Genomic DNA, 23,253 nt, shown 5'->3' on the forward strand with positions numbered 1-23,253 from the left:
TCCCCCGGCCCCCCCATCCCCACCTTTTTCCAAACTTTTTGTAGACGCATCCGCGCGGTTTCTGCGTTGATGAAGTGTGCATTTCTGCATTCTGTTTCAGACGCCACCACACGTATTTCCCGACACCGAATGACACCACTTGTGGCGTAAGCACCGTCCCGAAGTTTTCGCCCCGAACAGCTTATCTGCGCGCCTCTCGCCGCAGGCGACATGGGGGTCCGGGTGTCCTCGCGCCCTGGTCTCCCCGAAAGGGCCGCCGGAGGCCCAAAAAAAAGGGACCCCGCAACAGGGGGTCCCTCGGTTTTGTCGTCGTGTGTCCCGGTTTACCGGCGCTCGGCCTTCTTTTCCCATTCCGCCACCTCGAAGTCCTCGGGCACCTCTTCCCAACCGGAGAACATGGCCGCGACATGCGCGGTGACCGTGTGCCCGGTGGTGGTCATGTAGATATGGACCACCAGGAAGATGAGAATGGAGAACCCGCCGATGAGGTGCAGCAGGGCGACCACGTCCAGGCTGAGCCAGGGAAGTCCCCAGTCCGCCCAATCGTTGTAGCCCCAATACAGGACGCCCGTGACCATCTGGAACGGCAGCAGGACCGCAGTCAGTCCCAGGTAGGTCAGCCGCTGCATGGGATTGTGCTTGGCCGCCTTGGACTTGTGCACCGGGTGGGGTTCGCCCTTGAATATGCCGGAGGCATAGTACATGGCCACTTCCAGGAGTTTCCTGGTGGTGGGGATGTACTGTTTGTATTCATGGGTGACGAACATCCAGAACACGAAGAACAGGAACATGCCGAGCCAGGTCAGGCCGAACAGGTTGTGCAGGTCCACGCCCTTCTTGAAGCCGAAGAGCTCGATGGAGCCGTGGACCTCGAACCCGGTGAGCAGGAGCAGGATGATCATGACGGCCTGGAACCAGTGCCAGAACCGCTCGAACTTGGAGTACAGGTATATCTTTTTCATCTGGTGTCGATTCATGGTTAGTCCTCCTTCCGCTTCAGGCCGGAGATGAAGCGCATGACGCCGTGGAAGAAGACGGCAACAAGCGCGGCGCCCGCGCCGAACCAGCCAGCAGCGTCCACGACCGCATAGGTGTCCCTGCCGGGCATGTAGAATCCGGTCAGGTTCGACAGCCTGCTGTTCTTGCTGTGGCACTGGGTGCACTGCAGCGCATTTTCACGCGGGGCCACCATGTGGGTGGTGGGGAAGACGTAGGTGGTGTCCACGAAGCCATACTCGCCGCTGTACTTCTGCCCGGCGTACTTCATGCCCACCTCAATGGCCTTCTGCCAGTCGAACCCCTTCCAGTAGGCGGTCTTGTCCTCCTTGTTGAAGGGGAACAGGTGCGGAATGACCATGGTCTTGTTGACCTTGTCATACGGGGACTTGGCCCGGTGCACCTTGAACGGCATGATCCGGGAGTTCGGGTCGTTCCGGTCGCCCTTGGGCCGGTTCAGCCAGACTTCTTCCGTGGGATCGATGGCGTCCTCGGAGGTGACGTGATCCAGGGTGCCGTTGAACCAGTAGTACTCGGGCACCACGTCGCGTTCCCAGACGAACTCGCCCTTCTTCTTGTCGAAGATCGGCTTGCCGTCCTCGCCCTTGATCTTGTCCTTGCCGTCCATGGGCTGGCCCGCCTTGGACCAATCCCACCACATCTTGGTGGACTGGGCGCGGGCGAACTCGGGAATGTGGCAGGACTGGCAGGCGACCTTGTCGGTATGATCGTTGAGCTTGGCGAACATGCCGCCTGTCTTGTGCGGCTGGCTCCCGTGGCAGGACTCGCACATGATCTTGTCGCCCAGGTCGTCCTGGAGCAGCGACTTGCGCTCGAGGGCGGCGGGCTTTTCGTAGATGCGTCCGGCCACGTGGTGGTTGGTGGTGGTGTGGCAGCGCACGCAGGTGAAGTCCTGGCCGCCGGTCTCGCGGGAGCCCATGTGCACGTCCAGGTTCTTGCCCGGCTTGGTCAGGGAGGAGTCCAGGTCGCCGTGCTTCACCGCGTCGGCCCCGCCGCCGAAGAAGTGGCAGGTGCCGCAGTTCTTCCGCGTGGGGCGTCCCACACTCTGTGCCACTGCGGACCAGTCGGGGGAGAAATACACCTTCTTGTTTTCAGGGAAGACCACGCCCTTCTGCCGACCGGGATTCTCCGGATCTTCCACGTACTTGGCCGGGTATCCAGCGGCAGTGGGGAATTTCTTGTACGTCCCGGTCTTTTCGTGACAGACCAGACAGTCCACCTTTTCCTGGGACGTGAAATCGAAGTTATTGTCCTTCCAACCATAACCGGCGTGACATGAAGTGCAACGAGCCTCGTTGCTTGCGGTGTTGATTCAGAAGTTGTTGACGGATATCCCGCCCTTGCCGAACTTCGCCGGGTTGCCGTCGGTGTCCTTGTCCCGCCAGGTCCAGTGAATGGTCTGGTGGAACTGCAGGGCCGCCTGGTTATGGCACCCGAGACAGGCCTTGGTGACCTCCTCGGGCTTCATGGTCTTCTGCATTTCCGGGTCGAACTGCAACTGCGGAAACTTGCTGTGATCCGCAGTCATGGTCCTGACCAGCGGTTTGGCCTTGGTTGCCTGGATGGCGAGCTTCCGCCCCGGCGCCGTCTCCTGCTCAACCGCAGCCAACGCACTCACCGCAATGGCCGAAACGAGCAGCGCCGCCAGAGAGGCAAACAGCCACCGCCTGTTCTGAACAGTCATCGATTACCCTCCTTGAAACCCTGTCTTTCCCTCTGGAGGCCCTATGCACCCCAGACATTTTTACACATGACTATATTTGCATCTTTTATGGATATATGTCCAGACCAGCCGATTTTTCACGCGCCCTCCGCCTCCGCCGGCACCTCCCGGCCGACGCCGAAGATGTGCGGCGTGAACCGCACGTACCAGGCAGCGGACTGGACCTGGACGATGTAGGCCATGGCAATGACCAGGGCCGCGTCAGAGCCCTTGTCGCCGAAGGCGTTGATGGCGATGGCCAGGGCGATGGACAGGTTGCGCATGACCGACCCGTAGACCAGGGCGATGGCGTCGCCCCTGGGCAGCATCCACTTGCCGACCACGGTGCTCAGGGTAAAATTCACGGCGTAGAGGAGCGCCAGCGGAATAAGAATGTCCACCAGCACGCCGGGCGACCCGGCGATGGTCCCCGCCTTGAGAGCCAGGGCCACGAACACAATGCCCAGCACGCCCAGCGTGGACAACGGCGGGAACTTGGGGCCGAGCGTCTTTTTGAACGCGGACTGTCCGTACCGGGCCACCAGGAAACGCTGGGTCAGGAAACCGAGCGCCATGGGCAGGAAGACGATGTACACGATCTGCCTGAACACGGCGGTCAGCCGCATCTCGATGGCTGCGCCCATGAGCGCCTCCACGTAGACGGGCGTGGCCAGGGAGCCGAGGATGAGACCGATGACCGTCATCTTGATGGCCGCAGACATGTTGCCCTTGGCGAACCCGGTCCAGGAAATGGTCATGCCGCTGGTGGGCACCAGCCCGGCCAGGAGCAGGCCGAGCGCCATGTACGGCCGGTCCCCAAAAAAGAGGAGGCCGACGGCAGCCGCAAGGAAGGGAACCAGCCCGAAATTGATGAGCTGGGTGAGGATCTGCGCCTTGCCGTCGCCCCCCTCGAAGACCGATTTCACCTTGAGGGTGACCATCATGGGGTAAACCATGAGGAAGGTGAACGGCACGATCATGGATTTGAGCCACCCGGCGTCGAAGAACAGGCCGTAGAGGAAGCCTGCCCCCATCATGATCGGGATGGCGATGATGAGATTCTTGGTTATGGTCTGGAGAAGACGGAACACGGCAACACTCCCTTGCATCAATCCTGGCCGGAATCGGCCATTTCAATCTCCCGGCATTCCGGGTCGGAACAGCACGGAGCCTCGCCGTCGCGATAGACGACCACCCCGCTCTTCACGGGCTCTACGATGAACCTTCTGGCGCATTCGGCGCAATTCACGTAATAGGGACGGTAATCGTCTCGGTCACTCACCCCCTGCCGGGCATTGCAGTAGGGACAATGAACTTCGTTGCTCATTACGACCTCCTTTTTTGCAGTGTCGATCAAACCATAGAACAGCGGGCGAGCCGATGCATTGACCTCGATCAACGCCCTGCACTTTTCGGAAAAACGATGGAACGGACAGAACTCAAGGACCGCATCCGGGACTTCCCGATCTTTTCAAAGCTCAGCGATGAGCAGCTCGAACGCGTGGCGGAACACGCCGAGATCCTGGAATTTCCCGGGAAGGCCCTGTTCTTCAGCGAAGACAATTCGGCCCAGGGCCTGCACGTGCTGCTGGAAGGCCGGGTCAAGCTGTTCAAGATAGCCGAGGACGGCAAGGAACAGACCATCTTCGTGTTCGGCCCGGGCGAGCCGTTCTGCCTCTGCTCCACCTTCTCGGACGGCAAGCTTCCCGCCAACCTCGGCGCCCTGGAGGACAGCCGGGTGCTGTACATCACGCCCCGCGAGCTGGAGGCCATGGTCAGGGAGGACCCCACCGTGCACCTGACAATGATGCGGGTCATGGCCCGGCGGCTGAAAGAAGCCATGGACATGATCGACTCCCTGTCGCTCAAACAGGTCCCGTCCCGGCTCATGGCCTACTTTAAGAGCCGCCACCAGGGCGGCCGGGTCAAGCTGGACCTCTCCTACCGGGAACTTTCCAAGATCATCGGCATCACGCCCGAGGCGTTGTCGCGAACCCTGAAACGGATGTCCGAGGACGGGCTGATCGACGTAGACGGGACCACCGTCACCCTCACGGACCGCCGACATACCCCTGCATAGGAAACGATTTGCCGCTTTTTCCGGGATTCCCTGTTGAGCGGGTCCCTGACATGGGTTATCCTGGCCGGAACCCACACCAGGAGGCGGACATGGCGGAATTCAGGATCGAAAAGGACAGTCTGGGCCCGGTCGAGGTCCCGGCCCACGCGCTCTGGGGCGCGCAGACCGAGCGGGCGCGGACGCTGTTCACCATCGGCGACGAACCCATGCCGCGCGAAATGATCGTGCCCTACGCCATCCTCAAGAAGGGATGCGCCCTGGCCAACCGGGAACGGGGCAAGCTCCCGGCGGACAAGGCCGGACTCATCGTCCGGGTCTGCGACGAAATCATCGACGGCCTCCACCACGACATGTTCCCCCTGTCGGTCTGGATTTCCGGGTCCGGCACCCAGTTCAACATGAACGTCAACGAGGTCATCGCCAACCGATGTTCCCAACTGGCGGGCGAGCCCGTGGGGACCGGGAAGCCGGTCCATCCCAACGACCACGCCAACAAGAGCCAGTCGACAAACGATAACTTTCCGTCAGTCATGCAAATGGTTGTTGCAATTGAAGTTGCAAAAAGATTGCTGCATTCGGTAATCCTGCTCCGGGACGCGCTTTCGGCCAAGGCCGAGGCGTGGCGGGATATCGTCAAGATCGGCCGCACCCACATGCAGGACGCCACGCCGCTCACCCTGGGGCAGGAATTTTCCGGGTATGTTTCCATGCTCGACGACAACGTGCGGCGCATCGAAAGGGCCCTTGCGGACGTGTATGCCCTGCCCCTCGGCGGCACTGCCGTGGGCACGGGCGTCAACGCCCATCCGTCCTTTGCACCGGACGCCGTCCGGTGCATCGCGGACCTGACCGGCCTGCCCTTTGTTCCGGCGGCCAACCGGTTCGCCGCCCAGGGCAGCCACGACGCACTGGTCCAGTTCTCCGGCACGCTCAAAACCCTGGCCAACTCCCTGAACAAGATCGCCTGCGACATCCGGCTGCTCGGTTGCGGCCCGAGGGCGGGCATCGGCGAGCTGGTCCTCCCGGCCAACGAGCCCGGCTCCTCCATCATGCCGGGCAAGGTCAACCCCACCCAGTGCGAGGCCCTGACCATGGTCGCCCTGCAGGTCCTGGGCAACGACCTGGCCGCCACCCTGGGCGGCACGTCCGGCGCACTGGAGATGAACGCCTACAAGCCGCTCATCATCCGCAACGTGCTCCACTCCGTGCGCATCCTGGCCGATGGGATGGACTCCTTCCGCACCCATCTGGTGGACGGGCTCGAGGTGGACCGGAAACGCATCGCCACCCACCTGGGCAACTCGCTCATGCTGGTCACGCCGCTGGCCCCGGCCATCGGCTACGAGAATGCTGCCAGGATCGCCCGCCATGCCCATGAGCACGGCCTGCGCCTCAAGGAAGCCGCCCTGGAGCTCGAGCTCGTCAGCGAAGAGGACTTCGACCGTTTGGTGGTCCCTGAGAAGATGACGACACCCCGGGATTAAATGAAGATCGCGTAGGCAGTCGCCCCCACCATCACGACCACGAGAGTACAGTTCACGCAGGTCAAAACCGGACCGGACTTGAGCGTGCGCATGATGGCCGCACCGGCCAGCCCCCACAGGGAGTGGAAGGACACCTGGAAAAACATGAAGGTGAAAACAAACACCGGAACCTGGACGACGAGCGGCACCGCAGGGTCGGCCATCTGGCTGAAGCCGACAACGGCCATGGCCCAGCTCTTCGGGTTGGTGGGGTGCAGGAACACCCCTTCCACAAAGGTGAACCGCTTGTTCGCCCCGGCAATGGAGAGCTGCATGGAAAGGAGTTTCCAGCCCAGGTAGAGGATGTACGCCATGCCGATGACCTTCATGGTCCACGCCAGCTCGGGCGAGGCCATGAACAGCCCGCCAAGGCCAAGCGCCACCAGGGTGTCCAGGGTGACCGCGCCCACCGTGGTCCCTGCCAGGAACGGCAGGGCCGATTTGAAACCCGTGGTCTGGCCGATGGTCATCATGGACAGGTTGCCCGCGCCGGGGGTGCCGGTCATGACGATGACGAACAGAACGAAGGCAGCGTAGGTCTCCATATTCATTTCCGTACTCCTTTGCTTCCGCGTTTTCGGAGTATTTTGGGTACGATTGACATTGTGTGGCGTCAATGGATATATTGTTTGCATGACAATGTATTCGCCCACCCTCGCCGAAGGATCCGGCCCGCTGTACAAGGAACTGGCCGACGCCATAGAGCGCGACATCGAGAACGGCGCCCTGTTGCCCGGCACACGCATGCCCACCCACCGCGACCTGGCCGACACCCTGGAGCTGAACGTGTCCACGGTGACGCGCGGCTACAAGGAGGCGGAGAAACGCGGCCTCATTTCCGCCACGGTGGGGCGCGGGACATTCGTTTCCTCCGACGCCACGGCGTCCACGTCCCTGGTCTCCTTCGAGCCGTCCATGCCCGGCATGATCGAACTGGGACTGGTGGAGCCGCTGCACGACCTTGATCCCGATATTTCAGAAGGGTTCCGGCGCATTGCCCGGCGCAAGGACACTTCCTCCTTCATGCGCTACTCCGACCCGCGCGGGATGCCCGAACACCGCAGCGCAGGAGCAGCCTGGACCGCGCGGTTCGGGCTGGAAGTCGAGCCCGAAGACATCATCGTCTGCGCCGGGTCGCAGCACGCGCTGGCCTGCACCCTGAGCGGCCTGTTCCGGGCCGGAGACCGCATCGCCACGGACGCGTTGACCTACCCGGGCTTCAAGACCCTGGCGGCCATGCTGGGACTGCGGCTGGTCCCCATAGCCATGGACGAGCACGGCATGATCCCCGAGAACCTGGACGCGGCCTGCCGACGCAACGACATCAAGGCTGTCTATCTCATGCCCGGCGTGCACAACCCCACCACCACGACCATCCCAGAGGGGAGGCGCACAGAAATAGCCAAGCTGGCCCAGTGGCATGACCTGTTGATCATCGAAGACGACGCATACGACCTGACCGATCCGGGACGGATCGCCCCCGTGGGCGACAGGGCCCGGGAACGCAGCGTCTACATCGCGGGCATGTCCAAGTCCATCGCGGCCGGGCTCCGCGTCTCCTTTGTGGCCGCGCCGAAACATCTGCTCAAGCCGCTGGCCCAGGCGGTGCTCAACACCATCTGGATGACCCCGCCCCTGAACGTCGAGCTGGCCGCAATGTGGATCAACGACGGCACTGCGGACAGGGTGGTGCGGGAGAAACGCGCGGCAGCGGCCAGGCGGTACATGCTGGCCTGCGACGTGCTTGACGGATTCCGCTTCCGCGGCAAGCGCAGCGGCTTCTACCTGTGGCTGGACCTGCCGGGGCAATGGACCGGGCAGGCGCTGGAGAAGGCGGCCCACAAGCACAACGTCAATGTCTTCGGATCCGAAAAATTCGTGGTCGGCGAGACCCCGGCGTCTCCTGCGGCGCGCATCTCCCTGACCGGCCCCGGCAGCCTCGACGAACTGGAAAAGGGGCTGGGCATCATCAGGAAAATCCTCAACCAAAGACCATGAAAAAAGGGCCGGCAGCGTAAGCTGCCGGCCCTTTGATTCTTTCGGCTTCAGGCCTATTCCAATGTCTTGATGAAGGCGTCCGCCTCGGCAATGGACTTGTCCATTTCCTTGATCAGCACGTCCACGTCGCCCCTGATGGAAGAGAGTTCGCCTTCCAGGGCGGCGATGGCCTTGGCGTTGAGGTTGTGCTTGAGATAGAGCACCTGATCCTTGAACGCGGCCAGGACCGGCTTCATCTTGCCCTCGGCCCGGCGCATGGCCCTGATGAGCACCGCATACTTTTTCTTGGTGGTGTTGAGCTTGCTGCGGCTGGAGCTGCGCAGCTTGTCGCTGGAATACTGCTTGATCTCCTCGCCCCATTCCTTGAACAGGGCCTCGGCCACGTCCTCCACCTTGTCGATGCGCTTGGTCACGTCGGCGGCGCGGTCCTCGCTGTCTTCGTATTCACTGTTCAGGGTCTCGTACTTCTCTTCCAGGGTGCCGCCGTCAAAGGCGACCACGGACTTGAAGCGTTCCAGGGCCGAGGCAAACTGTTCCTTGGCCTCCTGCTGGGACTCGCGGGCGTTCTCCACCCGGTCGGACAGGATTTCGCGCTTGTCGTAGCCCACGGACTCCATGGCGGAATAGTAGGCCTTCTGGCAGCCGAACTGGAAGGCAAAACTCAGGACGGCCAGGACCAGGATCAACCGTTTCATATGTAACTCCTCGAAAATTCATTATTGTTTCAGACGTCACTCCCAATACCCCAAAGGGCCGACAGAGGCAAACGTCATGGCCGCTGCACGAGCAGACCGCGCGCTCCGGCCACCAGGACCCTGGTGAAGGAGTCCAGGGCCGCAGACTCCAGGTTCCAGCAATGCCAATGCAGCCGGACGGTAAACACGTGCCCGGGCAGCAGATCGGCCAGTTCGCCGCGCTCGACATATTCATTCGCCTGCTGGTCCGGCAGCATGCCGCACGCCCAGCCTGCGGCGATGGCCGTGGCGAACTTCTCTGAAGAGGGAAGGTAAAACCCGTTGAAGCGGTTCGGCTTCGTGCCCAAGGCGTCCTTGAGAATAACGCCGTGCATGACGTCCTTGCGATTGAAGATGAGCATCGGCGCCTTCAGCACACTCTCCAACGTCACGCCTTCATTGAACCATTTCATTTTGTATGACGAATTAGAATACAGCCGATAATCCATATCTCCCAGGTATTCCACCCGGCCCCCCTGCACGGGCGCGGCCCGGTCGGAAACGCAACCGAGCACGTCGCCGTTCTTGAGCAGCTTGTGGGTCTCGGCCTGGTCGTCAACGCACAGATCGAGGAGCACCGGCTGGCTGTCCAGATACTCTCCGATGGCCGGGAAAAACCAGGTGGCCAGGGAATCCGCGTTGATGCCCACGGGCATGGACGCATACCCTGCCGATTCCTGGCCCAGCTCCGGCCCCAGGTCGTCTTCAAGCTGTTTCACCTGCCTGTAGTGCTTGAGCATCTCACGCCCGGCAGCAGTGGTCCTCGGCGGCACGGACCGCACCATGAGCACGCACCCGACCTGCTCCTCCAGCAGCTTCACCCGCTGGGACACGGCCCCCTGCGTCACATGCAACACCTGGGCGGCCTTTTCAAAGCCCCCCTCCGCAATCACCCGGGCAAACGCCTCCACCAACTTGTAATCCAACATGCCTATCATTAGCATTTCTAATCAGTCATGAAAATAATTAGTTTTACACCACACTCCCCGGCAAGCTAAACCAACCCAACGAAAAGAAAACAACCTCCCCATTTTTCATAACCGCGCGAATGCGCCTACAAAAAGCTTTGGAAAAGGAAGGGGATGGGGGTCCGGGGGAAGGGGAGGGAAAGACCTTTCTCGAAAGGTTTTTCCCTCCCCTTCCCCAGGTTGCCGGAGGCCAACATGACAGCATTCATATCGGGATTCGGGATGGGCGGCGGCCTGATTGTGGCCATTGGCGCGCAGAACGCCTTCGTGCTGACCCAGGGCGTGCGGCGCAACCATCATGTGGCCGTGGCCGCCCTGTGCATCTTCTGCGACGCGGTGCTGATCTCGTTCGGGGTCACGGGCGTGGGCACCCTGGTTGCGTCCAACCCGACCCTGGGCATGATCGCTGCCTGGGGCGGGGCCGCCTTTCTGGCCTGGTACGGGTTCTCGGCGCTGAAGTCGGCTATATCCGGCGGCTCGCTTGATGCGGGCACTGAAGAAGGCAGGGGACTCAGGCACACCCTGACCCTCACCCTGGCGGTGACCCTGCTCAACCCGCACGTTTACCTTGATACCATCGTTTTCATGGGTTCGATCAGCGGCCAGTTTCCAACTCCGGACCGATACCTGTTCGGCGCGGGCGCGATCACGGCCTCCTTCTGTTGGTTCGTGGGGCTGACCCTGTGCGGCCGGATGCTCGCGCCCCTCTTTTCCCGTCCCGTCACCTGGCGAATCCTCGACTCCGTGGTCTGCCTGACCATGTGGATCATCGCGGCCTCGCTCATCTGGCCCACACTCACTTCATAGCCGACTATTCAAATGTCTAGGCATGGCAGATAGTCGGCTATATGAGTAACCCTGTTTACTGATTTTATTGGAATCCGTGCGAAATCAAGCAGATTCGTCCTCTTCCTGCCTGCCAAGGGCGAAAAGATGTTCCCAATTGATGGGCATGAGGTTGCGGCTGTTCTTCCATTGCAGATAATCCCAGCCCTCGTCCGGGATGACGCGCACGGGAATACGGTTCACGAACTGCTTGCCGTCGTCGCCGCAGCACTTGCACGCCCAGCCGCAGATGTCGCAGGTGCAGCCGCCGGTCTTGACCATCTCCTTGGCCGTGCCCGAGTTGTCGCAGCAGGCGTCGCACAGGCGCAGATATCCGGGGTCCATGTCGCGGGTCATGATCCGGATGTATGACCGGGGTGCCCACCGGTCAAGCTTCCATTTCCCGGACGGCTGGCGTATGCATATCAGTGGAGGCGTCATGTCGGCGATGTGCAAACACAGGCTCCGCGCCCTACGCAACGGGCAGGACACGAACAAACCGGCGACCACCGGACGTGTGGACACGGGCAAACAGCCCGACCTTGATGAAGGCGGCCACGGCTCGGTCCTGGTCTGCCGTTTCTGCCGATCCCGGATCACCCGGCGCGACCTGGCCATGGAAATCAACGGCAGCCATCGGCACGTCTTTTTCAACCCCCACGGGCAGGTATTCGAACTGGGCTGCTTCGCCTCGGCCAAAAACGTGCTGCCCACCGGCCCGAGAACGGACGAATTCACCTGGTTCCCGGGCTTTGTCTGGCAGGCCGTGGCCTGCACCGGCTGTCTGGCGCAGCTCGGCTGGCGGTACACGGGTGAAGGCGGCGGTTTTTTCGGGCTCATCCTGACGGCCCTGGCCGAGGAACCGACCGGCAAACCATAGAGAGACACATGAATACGGAAATAAAACGCTGCCTTGACTGGTTCGATGCGTACGCGAGGGGCTATGTGAACCGCGCGTCCAAGGATATCCTGCTCACGGTGCAGAGCAAGATCAGCCACACCATGCGCGTGCTCGCCCACGTGCGCGGCATTATCAGGGAAACCCCCGTCCGTGAAGACCTGGCCCCGGTTGCCGAGGTGGCGGCCATACTGCACGACGTGGGCCGATTCCCCCAGCTGATCAATTCCGCATCCTTCGACGACCGCACCGGGTACAACCACGCCGAGGAGGGCGAGCGGATTCTGCGCATGGCCGACGTGCTGGAGCCCTTTGACGAGACCTTCCGCGAGCTGGTGCTGACCGCAGTCCGGTACCACAACCTGGGCTTGCTGCCCGAGGACCTGACGGACGACGAACGGCTGGTCCTGGAAATCCTGCGCGACGCCGACAAGCTCGACGCCCTGCGCAACACCGTGAAATACATGAGCCCGGACACGCCTTACGGCAAGGCGCTCAAGTCGGACATGGTCTGGCATGACTCCGAGGTCTCGGACGAGGTGGTCAAGCTGACCCTCCAGCGCAAGCTCATCCCGTTCACCGCCATCAAGTGGTCCAATGATTTCGTGCTCTTCCTGACCTGCTGGATTCACGACCTCCACTTCCCCTACGCCTACCGCCACCTGCACGAATCCGGGACCTTCGAGGCCCTGCTGGACGCCCTGCCGGAGGAAGCGCCCTTCGACCGCATCAAAAAACAACTGCGGTCCGACCTGCAACGGTTCCTCGACCAGGGTTGACCCGGCTTGAAGCGGCGGGCAACATCCCCGCCATGCCAAAGCGCTACCTGATACCCGCCGGATTCCACAGGGTCGAGGAATCCATCAAGAAAAGCCGGTTCATCACCTCTCTGGGCCATGCTCCGGATGTGGAGGCCGCCCGCGAATTCGTGACCGCCGTGAAGGCCGAATTCCCGGACGCCACCCACAACTGCTGGGCATACAACGCCGGTCCTCCCGGCGACACGGCCATGGTCGGGTTGTCCGACGACGGCGAGCCGAGCGGCACGGCGGGCAGACCCATGCTGACCACCCTGCTGCACGCGGACGTGGGCGAGATCGCGGTGGTGGTGACCCGCTACTTCGGCGGCACCAAGCTCGGCACGGGAGGGCTTGTCCGGGCCTATTCCTCCATGGTCAACCTCGGCCTGGACTCTCTGCCCACAAGGGAAATGGTCGAGACCGCCACCCTCGAGGCGACCATCCCCTATCCGGCGATCACCCTGTTCAAGCGCATGCTCCCGGACTTCGAGGCAGAGGTGACGGACGAAGCCTTCACCGACATCGCCGGGTTCACCCTGGTCCTGCCGATGGAGCACCTGGACGGATTCACGGCCCGGGTCGCCGAACTCACGGACGGCAGGGGCGTGGTCTTGAAAAAATGACGGCAAGCCGGTTGCGTTTTCCCGACAAAATGCGCTAGCCTTATCACGGTTCTCACACTACCCCGGGGTAACAGCAAGGTTGAAAGCAGGTTCCATGTCCACTCAGAAATTGCGCGCCATCTACAAGCAACTGAACGATAAGATTGATAATTTAAATGAAGACGCCGTTTTCGAGATCAAGGAATTGAAAGCGGACCTCAACGAACTCCAACGACATCTTTCCGGCCGCAAGAAGGCCACCGACATCCAGCCCGACGACATCCTGCGCTCGGCCTATGAAATCGCCCATTGCCTGCGCGAGATCCGGCAACGGCAGGAAGTCCTCGACGAGATGCAGGACGTGGCCGCCGAAACCGAAGCCGAGGAATATCTCCTGTCACGCGGCGCGAAGCTCCTGACCCGGCCCGTGGGCTGGCACTTCCAGACCGCCAAGGAACGGTTTCTGCTCCACGCGGAGGATGCGGTGAAGGCCGCCGCCGAACTGCGCAAGCTCCTGGCCGCAGGCAAGCGCCTCAAACGCCCCAGGAAAAAAACTGCCGAACCGAAGGCCGCTGCAGCCAAGCCCCCCGTTGCCAAGGCAACCAAAGCCAAGGCAGCCGAAGCCAAGCCTCCCGCAAAGGAAACCAAGGCACCTGTCAAGAAGGCCAAAAAGGGAAAGCCCGCCAAGGAAGCCCCGGCGCCGAAGAGCGAGACTGCGGAGGAAAAGGTCAAGCCCGTGAAAAAGGCAAAGGCGGACAAGCCCGCCAAGGCGGTCGCTGCTGCCAAGTCTGCCGATACCGCGCCCACCGCGCCGAAGCCCAAGGTGGGCAAGCCGGCAAAGGCGGAAAAGACCAAAGCCGCGCCCAAGGGCAAACCGGCGGCGAAAAAGGCCACCCCCGCGAAGCCAAAGCCCGCTGCCAAACCGAAGAAGGCGGCAAAAGCCGAAAAAACAACACCCAAAAAGAAAAAAACGCCCGCAAAGAAGTAAACACGGTGAAAAACAGCAGGCCCACCTTGACTTTTTCGAGGCGGGCCGCATCTTTGTCGGGAATACGAACCCCCAAAAAGAATGGAATCATCATGAAAAAACAGCTCATCCTTGCCCTGGTAGCCCTTTTTTCCGTCATGGCCCTGTCCGGCTGCGGCTACAACGCCATGCAGCAGCAGGAAGAGGAAGTCTTCGGCGCATGGGCCAACCTGGAAGCCTCGCTGCAACGGCGGGCCGACCTGATCCCCAACCTGGTGCAGACGGTCAAGGGCGCGGCCCAGCACGAGAAGTCCACGCTCCAGGCCGTGGTCGAGGCCCGGTCCAAAGTCTCCCAAATCAAGCTTTCGCCCGACATGCTCACCAACAAGGCCGCCCTGGCCCAGTTCCAGGCCGCCCAGGGAGAGCTGTCTTCGGCCCTGTCCCGCCTCATGGTGGTGGTGGAGCGCTACCCCGACCTCAAGGCCAACCAGAATTTCCTCGGCCTCCAGCACCAGCTCGAAGGCACGGAAAACCGCATCAACGTAGCCCGCCAGCGGTACAACGACGCGGTCAAGGCATTCAACTACTCCATCCGCAGCTTCCCCAACTCCGTGACCAACTCCGTGCTGCTGCACCTGGAGCGCAAGGAATTCTTCGAGGCCGACCCCGGTGCCAAGACCGCGCCCGCAGTCAACTTCGGCAACGAATCCTAGCGGGAGCCCGACGTGCGCAACCCCCTCATCGCGCTCTTGAGCGCGGCCCTGATTCTCATGCTCTCCACCGCAGCCCCGGCCCTGGATGTTCCCGCATTCAAGGGCCGGGTCAGCGACTACGCGGACATGATCTCCCCTGCCGTTGAACGCCAGCTCGAGACCGAACTGGCAGAACTGGAAAAGACCGACTCCACCCAGGTGGCGGTCCTGACCATCCCCTCCCTGGAGGGCGACTCCCTGGAGGAGTTCTCCATCCGGGTGGCCGAGGCCTGGAAGGTGGGCCAGGAAAAGGCCGACAACGGCGTCATCCTGCTGGTCTCCAAAAACGACCGCAAACTCCGCATCGAGGTCGGCTACGGCCTTGAGGGCGTGCTCACCGACGTCCTGGCCGGACAGATCATCGACCGGATCATCTCGCCCCAGTTCAAGGCCGGGGATTTCGACAAAGGCTTCCTGGCGGGCGCGGCGGCCATTACCAAAGCCGTGCGCGGCGAGTTCGAGGCACCGCCCCAGACATCCCGGAAACGCAGTCGCGGGGGCGCGATCCCCTTCATCGTCTTGATCATGTTCGGTATCATCTTCATGACCGAACGGTTCGGACGGGCCAAGATGCGCGACCAGGTCGTGCGCGACCCCAAGACCGGCAAAGTCTATCGCCGCTCCGGCATGGGTGACGCGGCTTCCACCCTGTTCCTGCTGTCCATGCTGTCAGGCAGACATGGTGGCGGCGGCGGATTCGGCGGCGGTGGTGGTGGATTCGGTGGTTTCGGCGGTGGCGGATTCGGTGGCGGCGGCGCAAGCGGTGGCTGGTAGGCCAAGGAGATGACCATGAACACAGCACAGACTTTCCTTACCCAGGACGAGCAGGACACGCTCATCCGATGCGTCCAGGAAGTGGAGACACAAACCTCGGGCGAAATCGTCCCCATGGTTGCGGACGCCAGCTACGAATACCCCCGTGCCTCCCTGATCGGCGGGCTCATCGGCGGCGGGCTGGTCGGCATCGGCGCGGCCCTGGCCTTCGGTCAGGAGGACCTGTGGTTCTTCCTGGCAGTGTTTTTGGCCGCGTTCCTCATCCTGTCCCGGCTGCTGGAGGCTTTCCCGGCACTCAAGAAGCCCTTCATCTCCAAACGCCAGATGCGCGAAGAGGTCGAAGAAGCGGCCTTCACCGCCTTCTATCGCCACGGGCTGCACCGCACCCGCGACCTGACCGGCATCCTCATCTATGTCTCGGCCTATGAACACCAGGTGCAGGTGCTGGCCGACAAGGGCATCAACGACAAGGTGGACCCGCAGGTTTGGCAGGAAGTGGTGACCATGGTCACCGAGGGCATCAGGGCGGGCAAGCCCGGCGAGGCGCTCTGCCGGGGCGTGACCCGGTGCGGTGAACTGGTGGCCGAAAAATTCCCCGTCAAGGCGGACGACACCGACGAACTGCCCAACCTGATCATCGACGGATAATCGCTGATTTTACACAAGGGTCACAGACCCTCAATACAATCGTAACACGGGTCTGGTCTTCTCCGTACAGGAGGCCAGACCATGTTTTCCATCGGACTCGCCGCTGCATCACTGTTCATCCTGCTCCTCGGGCTCACCATCCTGAGGGCGCTGGACGATCGCCCGTCCCCCAACGCAAGACTCCTCTGCGACATGCTGTCCACGCTTGACAACGAACCTTCCGATCACGCCCCCTTCACGGAAACACACGCCTGATGCACCGCAGGGGGCTCCAAACCTCCATTATTTGACCAGTAAAACATACTCAAATCGTTGTGCATCTTGTCCCGCGATTCCGCTTTGTCATAATTACTCCCTCCATCCACCGCCGATTTTCTTCTTCATGACAATATTGTCATGATACTTTCCCCAGTTGCGAACGTTTATGTGCAAACAAGTCAGTTTCCATTGACGACGGCTTGGCAAAACACAATCATGATGCGCCCTTGTCCATTGGCATTCTTATTGCTTTAACTACCCACCTTAACTGGTCAATTTATACCAAAATTGTCATTCTCCTTGGGCCGGGAACTTGAGGAGGATGAGCGAGGCAGGCCGCGCCGGGCGGTCTTCCTTGAGTGCAACCTGAGGAATTGGCCGGAAATCATTGGGAGGGTTGGAATGATCCAGAGCGGCGATACCGCCTTCATTCTCGTTTGTGCGGCCCTGGTTCTGCTGATGACGCCGGGGCTGGCCCTGTTTTACGGGGGCATGGTCCGGAGCAAGAACGTGCTCGGCACCATCATGCAGTCCATCATCATGATTTCACTCATCAGCCTCGAGTGGATATACCTCGGCTACTCCATGAGCTTCGGCCCGGACGTGGCCGGGTTCATCGGCGACATGTCCTATTTCGCCCTGAGCGGGGTGACCGCAGCGCCCAGCGAGACCTATGCCACCACCGTGCCGCACATCGTGTTCATGATCTATCAGTGCATGTTCGCGGTCATCACGCCCGCGCTGATTACCGGCGCTTTCGCCGAGCGGGTGCGCTTCGCCCCGTTCTGCGCCTTTTCCGTGCTCTGGGCCGTGTTCGTCTACAACCCGGTCTGCCACTGGATCTGGGGCGGCGGGTTCCTCTGGGCCATGGGCGTCCTCGATTTCGCGGGCGGCCTGGTGGTCCACCTGACCTGCGGCGTGGCCGCGCTGGTGGCCTGCGTCTTCATCGGCCCGCGCAAGGGGTTCCCCAAGCGCCAGTTCATCCCCCACAACCTGCCCATGACGCTCATCGGCACGGGCCTGCTCTGGTTCGGCTGGTTCGGCTTCAACGGCGGAAGCGCCCTGGCTGCGGACGAAATTGCGGCCACCGCGTTCGTGGCCACCCATATCGCGGGCATGACCGGCATGCTCACCTGGACCGTGGTCGAATGGTATCACGCGGGCAAACCCACCACCCTGGGCGCGGCCTCCGGGGCCATCGCCGGGCTGGCCACCATCACGCCCGCCGCCGGATTCGTGGGCCCCAATTCCGCCGTGGTCATCGGCTTCATGGGCGGTTTGTGCTGCTACCTGGCGGTCATGGCCAAAAACCGGTTCGGCTACGACGACTCCCTGGACGTGGTCGGCATCCACGGCGTGGGCGGACTGGTCGGCACCATCGCCCTGGGGCTGTTCGCCTCCTCCTCCGTCAACCCCGGCGGGGCGGACGGCCTGCTGTTCGGCAACGCCGGGTTCCTCTTCACCCAGCTCACCGGCATCGCCATCGTCGGCGGCTACACCCTTGTCGTGTCCTTCATCATCCTCAAGGCGATCAACGCCGTTTCCCCCCTGCGCATGGCCGCCAACGAAGAGGAAATCGGCATGGACACCTCGGAACATTCCGAATCCGCATACCAGGCCTAAGGAGCAGCCATGAAAAAAATCGAAGTCATCACCCGAAACTACAAGCTCGACAGCATCAAGGAAGCGCTGACCCGCCTCGGCATCAAGGGCATGACCGTCAGCGAGGTCAAAGGGTTCGGACGCCAGGGCGGACACAAGGAAGTCTACCGGGGCGCCGAATACCAGATCGATTTCGTGCCCAAGATCAAGATAGAACTCGTCGTGGGCGACGAAATCGTCCCCGATATTGTCCAGACCATCACCCAGGCCGCCCGGACCGGCGAAGTCGGGGACGGCAAGATATTCATCTCGCCCATCGACGACATCGTCCGCATCCGCACCGGCGAATCCGGTATTGAGGCGATTTAAGGGCCTCCGGGGGAAGGGGAGAGGGAAACCCTTTGCAAAGGGTTGTCCCTCTCCCCTTCCCCCGAACCATCATCCCCTCTCCCTTCCTAAACTTTTTCTATGCGCATCCGCGCGGTCAGTGGGCAAAGTCTCTACCGCCGACAGACGACACAAAAAGTTTGGGAGGGTCCAGGGAACCTTTTGAAAAAATTCCCTGGTCACGCCGAAGGCGACTTTACAAATCGACCAATTCTACGTCGGAATCGGAGATGGCGGTGCCCAGGAACCGGGTGCCGGTCCGGGCGAACCGGGCCGCGTCGTCGGTGGTCAGGTAGCGGGTGCGACCGCACTCGATGTCGGTGCGGGCCAGCCCGTGACGGTCGAGTTCCCGGCACACGGCTTCTGCGGTGGTGGCAGCCGAATCCACGATGGTGGTGGATGAGGGCACCACGTTCCTGATGGCCGGAGCCAGAAGCGGGAAGTGGGTGCAGCCCAGGACCAGGGTGTCGGGGATGACTGGGCTGCCGGTTCCCGATGCGGGGTGAAAGACCGGGTCGAGATAGCGGGACGCCACGGCTTCGGGCACGGCACCGTCGATCCACCCTTCTTCGGCCAGGGCCACGAATAGGGAACAGGGGTGTCCCGCGATGCGCGCCCGGGGAGCGATGGCGTGTATGGCCCTCTGGTAGGCCCCGCCCGCGATGGTGGATTCCGTGGCGATGACGGCGATGGCGTTGTTGGAGGTGGCGGCGCAGGCTGCGCGGGCACCGGGTTCGACAACGCCGACGACCGGCAGGTCGGGGTAGGCGGCGCGCAGGGCTTCAAGGGCCACGGCCGAGGCGGTGTTGCAGGCCACGACCAGCAGCTTGATGTCCCGGCGCACCAGCTCGGCCCCGCACTGCACGCCGTAGCGCGTGACGGTCTGCGGAGACTTGGTCCCGTAGGGCAGGCGGGCGGTGTCGCCCAGATAGATGACGTCCTCGCAGGGCAACCGTTCCCTGAGTGCCCTGAGCACGGTCAGGCCGCCCACGCCCGAGTCGAACATGCCGATGGGAAGACTGGCTTTTTTATTCATGTGTACCTGTTCCTTGAGCCGCGTATGCAGGCCAAGGGAAACATGTTTTCATGAAAAAGTCTAAAACAAAGAGAGCAGATCGGAAAGGGGCTAGTCCCGGTTCGTCAGGCCAAGCATTTTCTGAGTCCAGCACCGGGCCTGGACGTAGAGCAACTCGGCCTGGAAGGACTCCAGCTCCAGCCTCTGGAGGCGACGCGATGTCTCGCCCCACTGACCCCGCTCATAGCTGGTGGCCAAACGCAGAAGGTCGTGGAACTCTCCCGATCCCAGCAGGGCGTCGATCACCTTTTGCTCCAGGGGGAGCACCCCGAGGATCTCCCGCATGCTGATTCCGAGCATGGTGTCGAGCAGGGAGAACAGGCCGGTCATGAACAGGGCGTCGGGTTCGCACGTCTTGAGGTTCGAGTTGTGGCAGACCTGCTCAAGGAACTTGCCCCGATGCACGGCCAGGTAGGCCAGCTCGCCTGCCTTGGGGGAGGTGTTGAGGTCCGCCACGAGAGCCGTCCTGAGCCACAACTTGGCCTGCTGCATGCCCATCATGTCGATGGCCCGCTTCAGGGACGTGACCTTCTCCCGCAACCCCAGCCCCACGGAATTGATATAGCGGAACAGCCGGTAGCTCAGGCTGGGATCGGACTTGAGTATTTCCGCCAGCCGGGAGGGCTCGAAATCGGGTTTGGCCAATTCTCCCAGCAACTGCAGCTTGGTCAGTTCGTTGGAGGTCAGCTTCCTGCCGGGGATGATCTCCGGCTTGCTGAAAAAGAATCCCTGAAACAGATGGAAGCCCAGCCCCTTGAGCCTGTCGAAGGTTTCAAGGTCTTCGACCTTCTCGGCCAGCAGGGTCGGACCGCCTGACAGGGAGCTGACGACTTCGGCCACCCGGTCGGTGTCGGAATCCAGGGCCAGGACGTCGACCTTGACGATATCCGCCAGGTCGACAAACGGCTTGAGCTCCGGCTGACCGGAAAAGTCGTCTACGGCGAGGGTATACCCGGCCTCCTTGAGACGCCGGACCGCTTCGAGGGCGGCCTTGCTCGGCTGGACGTTCTCCAGAATCTCGATGATGCACGCGTCCTTGGGCAAGGCGAACCCGGCCCCACCCACCAACATGCTCTCCGGGAAATTGATCAGGACCCTGGCGGAGCCGTCCATGCCCTCCCGGGCCAGGGCCAGCCCGTCGGCAATGACTGACGACGTAGCCTGATCTTCGTCCAATACGCATGCGAAATTGCTTTCGTCGGAGCGGAACAACAGTTCATAGCCCCACACGGTTTCGTCCGGGTGAAAGATGGGCTGGCGGGCAATGAAGACGGCTTCGCAAATGGGTATGGTCTGATCCATAACAGTAATCATACTCACTTTTTGTAGAAAGTGAAACCTTCCGCTTTGATTATCATCACTTCATATGATTGGCAGGAAAAACAGGACCGGGAGGCTAGGATCATTGATCGTGGCTGAAATCCCTGCGCAGCCTGCCCAGAAAGAGTTCCAGGTCATCCGGATTCTCCGACAACAGCTCGTCCAGATAGTCCATGTTGCGCTTGATGGCCACGGCGTAGAGATCGTTGTCCACGCTCCACCGACGTTTGAAATAGGGCCGCATGTACCCGTCGACTCCCTGGAATTCCTTGTCCAGCCGCACACGGGCCACATCCTGGTAGAATGAACCGGTCTTGGACAGCAGGTCAAAGGCGGTGGCGTAACCCGGCAGCTTGGCTTCCTGGAACTCCTCGAACAGCAGAAGCAGCTTTTCGAGATAATACCGATCCGCAATCTGGGCCAGCAGGTCGGCGCTGCCCAGGAAATAGCCCATCTTGCGCATGTTCTCCGAACGGAAAGCCACCTTTGAAGGCGACATGGCCAGGATGGTGCAGCGGATGCAGTCCGCGATATCCTCGATGTCGTCGGCAGCCAGGATTCCGTCCAGGTCGGTGCGCATGAACAGGATGGACCGCTCCTCATGACCCACGGTGTACTTGGCGCCGGTGCCCTGAGAGTCCTCGTCGGACTGAATCAGCCCCACGTCGTGGAACAGCGAGGCCAGCAGCCCCTTGAGGCAGTCCTTCTCGGAAAAATTCTCGCCCTCCGCCATGCCGCCGTACACGAGCCGGGCCATGGCAAGGACAACGGAACAGGTGTGCTCGAAATCATGGTACTTCGTATTGCTCGCCCTGAAACCGGGATAGTTGCCGAAAAAGAGCTGCTCCACGTCCTCGAAGGCCTTGCGGAACACATTCCCGTCGTAACCGGGAAAGAATTCCATCATAACCTCATCGGTCTCCCTGCGCACGCATTCCGCGTCCGCCGGGTCCACGAAGTCGTACAGCTTAACTCGGGGGAAAACCTTGTGCATCTATTTGGCCCCTTCCGTCCACTTGTCCCGGATGGCCTTGATGACGTCGAAAATCTCCAGGAAGATCTCCACCACCTCCGGGTCGAAATGGGTTCCGGCGTCTGATTCGAGGATGCCCAGGCATTTCTCGTCCGGGAACGGGTCCTTGTAGGAACGCGGCGAGGCCAAGGCGTCGTACACGTCGGCCACGGCGCAGATACGGGCGGCCAGGGGGATATCCGCGCCGTTGCGCGGCATACCGCCCAAGTGGATGTCGTCCCCGGCCCAGACGTCCTTCTTCGAAATGGACGGGTAGCCGCGTCCCTCCCACTTCTCATGATGGCAAAGGGCAATTTCCATGGCCATGTGGTCCAGTTCCGAGGTCTGGTTCTTGAACAACCGCGCACCGTAGATCGTGTGCCACTTCATGGTGTCGTATTCTTCGTCCGTAAGCTTCGCGGGTTTTTTGAGGATATTGTCGGAGATACCCACCTTGCCCACGTCGTGGAGCATGGCGGCCAGGCGCAGGTTGTCCCGGACCCGCTTTATCTCCTTGGCCGAGTGCTTGCGCCGGGCGGCCCAGGTGCCGTATATCTCGGCGCAATAGGCTCCCACCCGCTGGACATGCGCCCCGGTCTCCGAGGGATCGCGCAACTCCGCCATCTGCATCATGCGCAGGATCAGCTCGCGGTTCATGATGCCGCGCTCGATGGCCACCGACGCGTTGTTGCAGAACAGGGGGATATACGTCCGCGCCTCGTGTGAAAACGGGACCACCTTGCCCATGTCGTTCTTGGCGTTGATGAGCTGCATGACGCCCACCAGCCGGCTCTCCTGGGCGATAAGCGGGATGGTCAGCATGGACGTGGTCCGGAAGCCGGATTTTTCGTCAAAGGATTTGTTGAAGGAAAAAGGGAGGGTGGCGTCCAGCTCGTAGGCGTCGTCAATGGCCAGCGACTGCCGGGTCTTGGCCACGTAGCCGACGATGGACTGCTCGCTGATGGGAATGCCGAAATTCTGATACAGGGCCGCGTTGGCGGTTTCCTTCTTGAACAGGGTGTCGTTCTGGACGTAGCTGAAGATCAGCCTGTCGTCCTCCACCAGAAAAATGGAGCCCGCATCGGCCCCGGAAAACTGCCTGGATTCAAAGAGAATCTTGTCAAGGATGCTGTCCACGTCCTTGAGTTGATTGACTTCTTCGCTGGTTTTGAGAATGGCCAGTACCGCGTCGTCGCGGTTCGTCAAGCGTTCAGCGCCCATGATTGCCCCCTGTTTTTTCTAGTAATCATATCGCCCAATCTCCCTGAAAATGCAAGACAACTGCCTGGCCCGGAACCCGGGGCCGGAAGC

Annotated in this window: 26 protein-coding genes; 14 read left to right on the top strand and 12 right to left on the bottom strand. The window is 61.6% G+C overall.

The annotated features are described in order from the left end of the window. Positions 1-323 precede the first annotated feature (323 nt). The 4 genes from OO730_RS08860 to OO730_RS08875 form a co-directional block, all read right to left on the bottom strand. Complete coding sequence (locus OO730_RS08860; RefSeq protein ID WP_264981082.1) at positions 324-977, bottom strand: cytochrome b/b6 domain-containing protein; 654 nt, start codon at positions 975-977, stop codon at positions 324-326. 2 nt (positions 978-979) lie between these two features. Further along, positions 980-2,701 carry a tetrathionate reductase family octaheme c-type cytochrome gene (locus OO730_RS08865; protein WP_323373349.1) on the bottom strand — a complete coding sequence of 574 codons (1,722 nt, stop codon included), beginning with the start codon at positions 2,699-2,701 and terminating at the stop codon, positions 980-982. Between the two features lie 116 nt (positions 2,702-2,817). Then, entirely contained in the window at positions 2,818-3,810 is a 993-nt protein-coding gene (locus tag OO730_RS08870) for an arsenic resistance protein (protein WP_264981083.1), read from the bottom strand. A gap of 17 nt (positions 3,811-3,827) precedes the next feature. Then, positions 3,828-4,046: a hypothetical protein gene (locus OO730_RS08875; protein ID WP_264981084.1), complete on the bottom strand. Its 219-nt coding sequence runs from the start codon at positions 4,044-4,046 to the stop codon at positions 3,828-3,830. Between the two features lie 96 nt (positions 4,047-4,142). Between OO730_RS08875 and OO730_RS08880 the strand changes: the two genes are divergently transcribed. After that, positions 4,143-4,799 (top strand): Crp/Fnr family transcriptional regulator, encoded by a 657-nt coding sequence (locus OO730_RS08880; protein ID WP_264981085.1) that lies wholly within the window; start codon positions 4,143-4,145, stop codon positions 4,797-4,799. A gap of 89 nt (positions 4,800-4,888) precedes the next feature. Further along, a complete protein-coding gene (locus OO730_RS08885; RefSeq protein WP_264981086.1) occupies positions 4,889-6,283 on the top strand; it encodes a class II fumarate hydratase in 1,395 nt (464 codons plus the stop codon). Here OO730_RS08885 and OO730_RS08890 read toward each other — a convergent pair. Beyond that, positions 6,280-6,873 (bottom strand): LysE family translocator, encoded by a 594-nt coding sequence (locus tag OO730_RS08890; protein ID WP_264981087.1) that lies wholly within the window; start codon positions 6,871-6,873, stop codon positions 6,280-6,282. The two genes, OO730_RS08885 and OO730_RS08890, sit on opposite strands and share 4 nt — an antisense overlap. An 82-nt stretch (positions 6,874-6,955) precedes the next feature. Between OO730_RS08890 and OO730_RS08895 the strand changes: the two genes are divergently transcribed. Next, the gene (locus OO730_RS08895; protein ID WP_264981088.1) at positions 6,956-8,320 is read left to right on the top strand and encodes an aminotransferase-like domain-containing protein; all 1,365 of its coding nucleotides are present in this window, start codon (positions 6,956-6,958) and stop codon (positions 8,318-8,320) included. Between the two features lie 53 nt (positions 8,321-8,373). On the opposite strand, the gene OO730_RS08900 is transcribed toward OO730_RS08895, so the two are convergent. After that, positions 8,374-9,015 carry a DUF2959 domain-containing protein gene (locus OO730_RS08900; RefSeq protein WP_264981089.1) on the bottom strand — a complete coding sequence of 214 codons (642 nt, stop codon included), beginning with the start codon at positions 9,013-9,015 and terminating at the stop codon, positions 8,374-8,376. A gap of 74 nt (positions 9,016-9,089) precedes the next feature. Next, the gene (locus OO730_RS08905; RefSeq protein WP_323373350.1) at positions 9,090-9,992 is read right to left on the bottom strand and encodes a LysR family transcriptional regulator ArgP; all 903 of its coding nucleotides are present in this window, start codon (positions 9,990-9,992) and stop codon (positions 9,090-9,092) included. Positions 9,993-10,217: 225 nt separating this feature from the next. Here OO730_RS08905 and OO730_RS08910 point away from each other — a divergent pair, with 225 nt between their 5' ends. Continuing rightward, positions 10,218-10,829 carry a LysE/ArgO family amino acid transporter gene (locus OO730_RS08910; RefSeq protein ID WP_264981091.1) on the top strand — a complete coding sequence of 204 codons (612 nt, stop codon included), beginning with the start codon at positions 10,218-10,220 and terminating at the stop codon, positions 10,827-10,829. 84 nt (positions 10,830-10,913) lie between these two features. Here the strand turns inward: OO730_RS08910 and OO730_RS08915 are convergent, their stop codons facing one another. Continuing rightward, positions 10,914-11,204, bottom strand: coding sequence for a hypothetical protein (locus OO730_RS08915; protein ID WP_264981092.1), 291 nt, complete (start codon positions 11,202-11,204; stop codon positions 10,914-10,916). 82 nt (positions 11,205-11,286) lie between these two features. On the opposite strand from OO730_RS08915, the gene OO730_RS08920 reads away from it, so the two are divergent. The 10 genes from OO730_RS08920 to OO730_RS08965 all read left to right on the top strand — a co-directional run bounded on the left by OO730_RS08920 (position 11,287) and on the right by OO730_RS08965 (position 18,517). Further along, positions 11,287-11,727, top strand: a complete 441-nt coding sequence (locus OO730_RS08920; RefSeq protein ID WP_264981094.1) for a cereblon family protein — start codon at positions 11,287-11,289, stop codon at positions 11,725-11,727. Between the two features lie 8 nt (positions 11,728-11,735). Beyond that, positions 11,736-12,524 (top strand): HD domain-containing protein, encoded by a 789-nt coding sequence (locus OO730_RS08925; RefSeq protein WP_264981095.1) that lies wholly within the window; start codon positions 11,736-11,738, stop codon positions 12,522-12,524. 32 nt (positions 12,525-12,556) lie between these two features. Then, complete coding sequence (locus OO730_RS08930; protein ID WP_456107266.1) at positions 12,557-13,168, top strand: YigZ family protein; 612 nt, start codon at positions 12,557-12,559, stop codon at positions 13,166-13,168. Positions 13,169-13,262: 94 nt separating this feature from the next. Next, positions 13,263-14,135 carry a hypothetical protein gene (locus tag OO730_RS08935; RefSeq protein ID WP_264981098.1) on the top strand — a complete coding sequence of 291 codons (873 nt, stop codon included), beginning with the start codon at positions 13,263-13,265 and terminating at the stop codon, positions 14,133-14,135. Between the two features lie 92 nt (positions 14,136-14,227). Further along, positions 14,228-14,827, top strand: coding sequence for a LemA family protein (locus OO730_RS08940; RefSeq protein WP_264981099.1), 600 nt, complete (start codon positions 14,228-14,230; stop codon positions 14,825-14,827). A gap of 12 nt (positions 14,828-14,839) precedes the next feature. Further along, positions 14,840-15,640 carry a TPM domain-containing protein gene (locus OO730_RS08945; RefSeq protein ID WP_264981100.1) on the top strand — a complete coding sequence of 267 codons (801 nt, stop codon included), beginning with the start codon at positions 14,840-14,842 and terminating at the stop codon, positions 15,638-15,640. A gap of 15 nt (positions 15,641-15,655) precedes the next feature. Continuing rightward, complete coding sequence (locus OO730_RS08950; protein WP_264981101.1) at positions 15,656-16,288, top strand: TPM domain-containing protein; 633 nt, start codon at positions 15,656-15,658, stop codon at positions 16,286-16,288. A gap of 81 nt (positions 16,289-16,369) precedes the next feature. After that, a complete protein-coding gene (locus OO730_RS08955) occupies positions 16,370-16,543 on the top strand; it encodes a hypothetical protein (RefSeq protein WP_264981102.1) in 174 nt (57 codons plus the stop codon). Between the two features lie 405 nt (positions 16,544-16,948). Continuing rightward, on the top strand, positions 16,949-18,169 hold the full coding sequence (locus OO730_RS08960) for an ammonium transporter (RefSeq protein WP_323373351.1): 1,221 nt from the start codon (positions 16,949-16,951) through the stop codon (positions 18,167-18,169). 9 nt (positions 18,170-18,178) lie between these two features. Continuing rightward, positions 18,179-18,517 (top strand): P-II family nitrogen regulator, encoded by a 339-nt coding sequence (locus OO730_RS08965; protein WP_264981103.1) that lies wholly within the window; start codon positions 18,179-18,181, stop codon positions 18,515-18,517. Between the two features lie 214 nt (positions 18,518-18,731). Here the strand turns inward: OO730_RS08965 and murI are convergent, their stop codons facing one another. From murI to OO730_RS08985, 4 genes are all read right to left on the bottom strand, one after another. After that, positions 18,732-19,571, bottom strand: a complete 840-nt coding sequence (gene murI, locus OO730_RS08970) for a glutamate racemase (protein WP_264981104.1) — start codon at positions 19,569-19,571, stop codon at positions 18,732-18,734. Positions 19,572-19,661: 90 nt separating this feature from the next. Then, positions 19,662-20,912, bottom strand: coding sequence for an EAL and HDOD domain-containing protein (locus tag OO730_RS08975; RefSeq protein ID WP_264981105.1), 1,251 nt, complete (start codon positions 20,910-20,912; stop codon positions 19,662-19,664). 100 nt (positions 20,913-21,012) lie between these two features. Beyond that, positions 21,013-21,924 carry an HD domain-containing protein gene (locus OO730_RS08980; protein WP_264981106.1) on the bottom strand — a complete coding sequence of 304 codons (912 nt, stop codon included), beginning with the start codon at positions 21,922-21,924 and terminating at the stop codon, positions 21,013-21,015. Further along, a complete protein-coding gene (locus OO730_RS08985; RefSeq protein WP_264981107.1) occupies positions 21,925-23,163 on the bottom strand; it encodes an HD domain-containing phosphohydrolase in 1,239 nt (412 codons plus the stop codon). Positions 23,164-23,253 lie beyond the last annotated feature (90 nt).

The organism is Pseudodesulfovibrio portus (assembly GCF_026000375.1).
GTDB lineage: Bacteria > Desulfobacterota > Desulfovibrionia > Desulfovibrionales > Desulfovibrionaceae > Pseudodesulfovibrio > Pseudodesulfovibrio portus.

Bases quoted from the DNA above. Each gene is read 5' to 3' on its own strand.
- OO730_RS08915 (WP_264981092.1), bottom strand. From the start codon at position 11,204: ATGACCCGCGACATGGACCCCGGATATCTGCGCCTGTGCGACGCCTGC.
- OO730_RS08910 (WP_264981091.1), top strand. From the start codon at position 10,218: ATGACAGCATTCATATCGGGATTCGGGATGGGCGGCGGCCTGATTGTG.
- OO730_RS08920 (WP_264981094.1), top strand. From the start codon at position 11,287: ATGTCGGCGATGTGCAAACACAGGCTCCGCGCCCTACGCAACGGGCAG.
- OO730_RS08900 (WP_264981089.1), bottom strand. From the start codon at position 9,015: ATGAAACGGTTGATCCTGGTCCTGGCCGTCCTGAGTTTTGCCTTCCAG.
- OO730_RS08955 (WP_264981102.1), top strand. From the start codon at position 16,370: ATGTTTTCCATCGGACTCGCCGCTGCATCACTGTTCATCCTGCTCCTC.
- OO730_RS08980 (WP_264981106.1), bottom strand. From the start codon at position 21,924: ATGCACAAGGTTTTCCCCCGAGTTAAGCTGTACGACTTCGTGGACCCG.
- OO730_RS08960 (WP_323373351.1), top strand. From the start codon at position 16,949: ATGATCCAGAGCGGCGATACCGCCTTCATTCTCGTTTGTGCGGCCCTG.
- OO730_RS08860 (WP_264981082.1), bottom strand. From the start codon at position 977: ATGAATCGACACCAGATGAAAAAGATATACCTGTACTCCAAGTTCGAG.
- OO730_RS08975 (WP_264981105.1), bottom strand. From the start codon at position 20,912: ATGGATCAGACCATACCCATTTGCGAAGCCGTCTTCATTGCCCGCCAG.
- OO730_RS08905 (WP_323373350.1), bottom strand. From the start codon at position 9,992: ATGATAGGCATGTTGGATTACAAGTTGGTGGAGGCGTTTGCCCGGGTG.
- murI (WP_264981104.1), bottom strand. From the start codon at position 19,571: ATGAATAAAAAAGCCAGTCTTCCCATCGGCATGTTCGACTCGGGCGTG.
- OO730_RS08935 (WP_264981098.1), top strand. From the start codon at position 13,263: ATGTCCACTCAGAAATTGCGCGCCATCTACAAGCAACTGAACGATAAG.
- OO730_RS08875 (WP_264981084.1), bottom strand. From the start codon at position 4,046: ATGAGCAACGAAGTTCATTGTCCCTACTGCAATGCCCGGCAGGGGGTG.
- OO730_RS08925 (WP_264981095.1), top strand. From the start codon at position 11,736: ATGAATACGGAAATAAAACGCTGCCTTGACTGGTTCGATGCGTACGCG.
- OO730_RS08885 (WP_264981086.1), top strand. From the start codon at position 4,889: ATGGCGGAATTCAGGATCGAAAAGGACAGTCTGGGCCCGGTCGAGGTC.
- OO730_RS08895 (WP_264981088.1), top strand. From the start codon at position 6,956: ATGACAATGTATTCGCCCACCCTCGCCGAAGGATCCGGCCCGCTGTAC.
- OO730_RS08930 (WP_456107266.1), top strand. From the start codon at position 12,557: ATGCCAAAGCGCTACCTGATACCCGCCGGATTCCACAGGGTCGAGGAA.
- OO730_RS08985 (WP_264981107.1), bottom strand. From the start codon at position 23,163: ATGGGCGCTGAACGCTTGACGAACCGCGACGACGCGGTACTGGCCATT.
- OO730_RS08880 (WP_264981085.1), top strand. From the start codon at position 4,143: ATGGAACGGACAGAACTCAAGGACCGCATCCGGGACTTCCCGATCTTT.
- OO730_RS08940 (WP_264981099.1), top strand. From the start codon at position 14,228: ATGAAAAAACAGCTCATCCTTGCCCTGGTAGCCCTTTTTTCCGTCATG.
- OO730_RS08950 (WP_264981101.1), top strand. From the start codon at position 15,656: ATGAACACAGCACAGACTTTCCTTACCCAGGACGAGCAGGACACGCTC.
- OO730_RS08890 (WP_264981087.1), bottom strand. From the start codon at position 6,873: ATGAATATGGAGACCTACGCTGCCTTCGTTCTGTTCGTCATCGTCATG.
- OO730_RS08965 (WP_264981103.1), top strand. From the start codon at position 18,179: ATGAAAAAAATCGAAGTCATCACCCGAAACTACAAGCTCGACAGCATC.